Here is a 5,171-nt window from a genome sequence, read left to right as displayed (position 1 = left end):
GTACAAGAAAATAAAAATACGAATCAAGACAGACAGGGGCCTATGAATTCTATTAATACGAAACCACAAACAACCCAACAGCAGTCAGAACAAAGACCAGCAGGACAACAATCAAGTCGTCCAGCATCACAATCAAGCAACAACCGTCCTTCACAAGGCAGTTCTAATTCGAGCCGTCCAAGCCAAGGACAAGGCGGACAAGGTAATCGCCCAGCGGGTTCTAACGCGGGTTCAAGCCGTCCATCACAAGGTCAAGGCGGTCAAAGCAGTCGTCCAGCATCATCTGGACAAAGCCGTCCTTCACAAGGCGGACAAAGCAATACAGGCAGCCGTCCAAGCGCTCCGCGTTCAGACGCAAGCAGCCGTCCAGCACCATCAGGCCAAAGTCGTTTCGACTCTAAGCCAGCACAAGGACAAGCGCGCGGTAACGACAACAGAAACGCAAGACCTGGCCAAAAAAGATTTGAAGACGGCAAACCAGGCGGCTTCAGAGGCAACAATGGCCGTGGTGGTCAAAAAGGTCGCGGCGGCAAGTTCCAACAACAACCGCCACGCGAGAAAATTGACAATACGCCAAAGAAAATTATTGTACGCGGTACAATGACTGTTGGCGAATTGGCAAAATTACTGCATAAGGATGCATCAGAAGTTATTAAAAAACTGATTTTCCTTGGCGTAATGGCTACGATCAACCAAGAAATCGATATGGATGCGATTCATTTGATCGCAACAGACTACGGGGTAGAGGTTGAAGTGAAAATTCCTGTTGAGGAAGATTCCTTCGAAACTGTAGAAGAAACAGACGAAGATGAAAATTTGGTGACACGTCCACCGGTTGTTACCATTATGGGTCACGTTGACCACGGTAAAACAACTTTGCTTGATGCCATTCGCAAAACGAATGTTACAGGCGGAGAAGCCGGCGGAATTACACWGCACATCGGTGCTTATCAAGTTGAAATTAACCATAAAAAAATTACGTTCCTCGATACACCTGGTCACGAAGCGTTTACGCTTATGCGTGCACGCGGTGCGCAGGTAACGGACATTACGATCATCGTAGTAGCAGCTGATGACGGCATCATGCCGCAAACGGTTGAAGCCATCAACCATGCAAAAGCAGCTGGCGTTCCTATTATCGTAGCGGTTAACAAAATCGATAAACCAGAAGCGAATACAGAGAAAATTAAACAAGAAATGACTGAATATGAACTCGTTCCGGAAGAGTGGGGCGGCGACACTATTTTCGTCGAAGTTTCCGCTAAACAAAGAATTGGTCTTGAAGGCCTTCTTGAAATGATTTTGCTCGTTGCTGAGATGAATGACTACAAAGCTAACCCGAACAAACGCGCTCGCGCTACTGTTATCGAAGCTGAGCTTGATAAAGGTAAAGGTCCTGTTGCACGTATTCTCGTTCAACACGGTACTTTGAAAATTGGAGATGCTTTTGTTGCAGGTAACTGCTTCGGCCGTATTAGAGCAATGGTTAATGATAAAGGCCGTCGCTTAAAAGAAGCAGGTCCTTCTACGCCAGTAGAAATTACTGGTCTAACAGAAGTTCCATTAGCTGGAGATCCGTTCATGGTATTTGAAGATGAGCGCAAAGCCCGTGATATTGCTGATCGTCGTTCCATTAAACAGCGTCAATCGGATATGGGTGCGAATACACGCGTAACGCTTGATGATCTGTATAACCATATCAAAGATGGTGAAATTAAAGATCTGAACGTTATTATCAAATCCGACGTTCAAGGTTCTTCCGAAGCACTTAAAGGCTCGCTCGCAAAAATTGAAATCGAAGGCGTTCGCGTAAAAATCATCCACAGCGGTGTTGGCGCGATTACAGAATCGGATATCATTTTGGCGTCAGCTTCCAATGCTATCGTAATCGGATTTAACGTTCGTCCTGATCCACAAGCAGAAGCAACGATTGCACAAGAAAAGGTTGACGTTCGTATGCACCGCGTTATCTACAACGTAATCGATGAGATTGAACAAGCAATGAAAGGCATGCTTGATCCAATCTACAAAGAGGTTGTTATTGGCCACGCTGAAGTTCGTAACGTATTTAAAGTGACTAAAGTTGGCGCAATTGCAGGTTGTATGATTACTGACGGTAAAATTTCTCGTAACGCTGAAGCACGTTTGGTTCGTGGCGGTATCGTTGTCTTCACAGGCAAAATTGAATCCCTAAAACGTTTCAAAGACGATGCTAAAGAAGTTGCAGCAGGTTATGAGTGCGGTATCACGCTTGATCGTTTCAACGATGTTCGTGAAGGCGATATTATCGAAGCATTTGTCATGGAATCAGTAGAGAGGTGAGTAAAGCATGGCAAAAATCCGAGTAGGGCGGGTCGGCGAACAGATTAAAAAAGAGCTGAGCCAAATTATACAAACAGAGTTGAAAGATCCTAGAATCGGATTCATTACYGTAACAGGTGTTGAAACATCAAGTGATCTCTCACAAGCAAAAGTGTATTTAAGCGTGCTTGGCAGCGAAGAGCAGAAGGAAGCGACGCTTAAGGCACTAGCGAGCGGAACAGGATTTATTCGTACAGAGCTTGGCAAGCGCATGCGCCTTCGCCATACACCCGTATTGCTGTTCAAGTTTGACAGCAGTATTGAATATGGCARCCGCATCGAGGCATTGCTTGAAAACATCAACAATGGGAATTCAGCTCGATGATAAATCAAAGCAGCTATTCGATGCAGCTAGATGAAGCGCTGGCGTTCATGAAAACTTACGATCATTTTTTGGTCGTATCACATGTACAGCCTGACGGTGACGCTATTAGTTCTACTGTTGTCGTAGGCTGGATGCTTGAGAAACTTGGGAAGTCGGCAGTACTGATTAATGAAAGCGAGCTACCGTCCAGACTTCGTTTCTTACATCAATTTGATTCAATTCTCAATTACAAGCGCGATGTAAATCAGCAAACATTTGATGCCATTATTTCGGTCGATTGTGCGGATTTCAAACGTATTGGAGAGGTAGCGAGCAGCTTTGCACCAGATGCAAAGCTGCTTAATATCGATCATCATCCAACAAACAATGGATTTGGCACCATAAATGTTATACAGGCAGAAGCTGCGGCTACTGTTGAAATATTGTATGATTTAATCGAGAGAGCAGAAATCGCATTAGATGTGAATTGTGCAACAGCAATCTACACTGGTTTATTGACCGATACAGGCGGGTTTCGTTATTCCAACACGAGTCCGCGTGTCATGGAGATTGCCTCGCATTTGCTCGCTTTAGGTGTGTCCGGCAATGAGCTCGCTGATCATCTTCTAGAGAAAATGACTATGGCGAAGCTCAAGCTTCTCCAGCTCGCACTCAATCGCCTCACATTTACGGATAACTTAGAGATCGGCTGGGTCTATATTGGCAAAGATGATTTGCGCAATACAGGTGCTGTTCCTGAAGATCTAGAAGGAATCGTGAATTATGCGCTTAATGTAGATGGAGTTGAAGTCGGCATTCTATTTAAAGAAACAGAAGAAGGTGCAGTCAAAGCAAGCATGCGTTCAGCAGGCAAAGCCAATGTAGCCGCAATTGCGCAAGCATTCGGTGGTGGCGGTCATGTGCGTGCAGCAGGATGCCGGATTGAAGGTTCTTTAACGACCTCGATTGAAGAGCTAGTGGAAGCAGTCAGAAAGGCGTTGATTTAAGCGATGGACGGCATTTTGGCAGTTTGGAAGCCTGAAGGCTGGACTTCTCATGATGTGGTTGCAAAAGTACGCCGAGTGCTAAAGATGAAGCGAATTGGTCATACAGGAACGCTTGATCCTATGGTTACGGGTGTATTGCCGCTATGTCTTGGGCGTGCAACGAGAGTAGTCGAATATGTGCAAGAGCGGCCTAAGTCATATGAAGCCGTATTGCAGCTTGGAATTGCAACAGATACAGAGGACATAACGGGTACAGTTATTGCGCGGCAATCGCCAATATCGGTTACAGAAGAGGATGTTCGCCTTGCACTGTCGCAGTTTTTAGGCGAGATTGATCAAGTACCTCCCATGTTTTCCGCTGTCAAAGTTGATGGCAAGCGATTGTACGAGTTAGCTAGAGAAGGAAAGACCGTTGAGCGGAAATCGAGAAAAGTAACGATTCATCAAATAGATCTCATTGACACTCAGCTCGATCTTGATCAGCCTCAGATTTCGTTTTCTGTCGTTTGTTCAAAAGGTACATACATTCGCACGTTATGTGTGGACATCGGCAAAGCACTAGGTGTTCCTGCTACAATGGCCCATTTGACGCGAACGATGTCAGGCGGCATTACAAAGGAAAGCTGCTTGACGCTTGAGCAAATCGAGCAATTGCAGCAATCCGGTGAATTAAGCGGACATATCATTTCCGCCGATGAAGCCATTACACATTTGGATCGTGTGACGATTCCAGAATCGTTTGGGAAACTTGCACTGCAAGGACAGAAAGTTAGTCTCAGCCATTCAGTGGAACATGAAGCATTGACTTTAGATGGACAACTTATACGTCTTTATAATGATCAAAGCTCGTTTCTAGGTATTTTTCAGATTGATTTGAATACAAATGTTTTCAAGCCAATCAAAGTGTTTTCAGCTTAGCTTATCGTTGTAGAAAGTTAATAGGAAATGCAGGTGCTTCAGCGTTGGAAATTATTCCATTAAGTTTTCCTTTAAACGGTTTGTCCACGTTGTCGCTGGACAAACCGCTTTCCATAGCAATCGGTCATTTTGACGGGGTTCATCGTGGACATCAGAACGTGATTCGCCAAGCTGTAAATGCGGCGAAGGAATCCGAGATGCTATCAGCGGTTTTGACATTTGATCCTCATCCGAAGGAAGTTCTCGGACAAGGTGAGCAATATTATCGTTGCCTTACGCCTTTTGATGCGAAGACAGCGTTATTTGCAGAGCTTGGCGTAGATCTTGTATTCATAATGAAGTTTGATCTTGAGTTTGCTTCAGTATCACCTGAGCGCTTCGTCAATGAGGTTCTGCGCACACTCCGTGCTAAGCAGGTCGTTGTAGGCTTTGATTTCAACTTCGGCCACAAAGGCTCAGGTAATGCAGAGACTTTGAAGCAGCTGGCAGAGCCTGATATTTCTGTTCATATCATTGAGCCTTTGATCGAGAACGGGGTAAAAGTAAGCAGTACTTATATCCGTGAAGCACTTGAGCAAGGT

4 protein-coding genes and 1 pseudogene are annotated in these 5,171 nt (G+C 45.1%); all 5 read left to right on the top strand.

All coding sequences use genetic code 11. The features are described 5' to 3' along the window. A partial coding sequence (gene infB / locus AC1DSE_RS29780) for a translation initiation factor IF-2 (protein ID WP_477528662.1) occupies positions 1 to 2,322 on the top strand: 2,322 nt, incomplete at its 5' end. Positions 2,323 to 2,329: 7 nt separating this feature from the next. Continuing rightward, positions 2,330 to 2,686 carry a 30S ribosome-binding factor RbfA gene (gene rbfA / locus AC1DSE_RS29775; protein WP_477528661.1) on the top strand — a complete coding sequence of 119 codons (357 nt, stop codon included), beginning with the start codon at positions 2,330 to 2,332 and terminating at the stop codon, positions 2,684 to 2,686. Continuing rightward, positions 2,683 to 3,672 (top strand): DHH family phosphoesterase, encoded by a 990-nt coding sequence (locus tag AC1DSE_RS29770; protein ID WP_441881246.1) that lies wholly within the window; start codon positions 2,683 to 2,685, stop codon positions 3,670 to 3,672. Before rbfA ends, AC1DSE_RS29770 begins: the two co-directional genes overlap by 4 nt. 3 nt (positions 3,673 to 3,675) lie before the next feature. Continuing rightward, positions 3,676 to 4,590 carry a tRNA pseudouridine(55) synthase TruB gene (gene truB, locus AC1DSE_RS29765; protein WP_441881244.1) on the top strand — a complete coding sequence of 305 codons (915 nt, stop codon included), beginning with the start codon at positions 3,676 to 3,678 and terminating at the stop codon, positions 4,588 to 4,590. A gap of 44 nt (positions 4,591 to 4,634) precedes the next feature. Next, positions 4,635 to 5,171, top strand: a pseudogene (locus AC1DSE_RS29760) (bifunctional riboflavin kinase/FAD synthetase); the annotation flags it as partial.

It is taken from the genome of Paenibacillus sp. 01L418 (assembly GCF_056400045.1).
Note: the sequence above shows the minus strand (reverse complement) of the source record. Positions and strands in the feature narration are given on the sequence as shown.

Coding starts and splice junctions, on each gene's coding strand:
- AC1DSE_RS29770 (WP_441881246.1), top strand. CDS start 2,683: ATGATAAATCAAAGCAGCTATTCGATGCAGCTAGATGAAGCGCTGGCG.
- truB (WP_441881244.1), top strand. CDS start 3,676: ATGGACGGCATTTTGGCAGTTTGGAAGCCTGAAGGCTGGACTTCTCAT.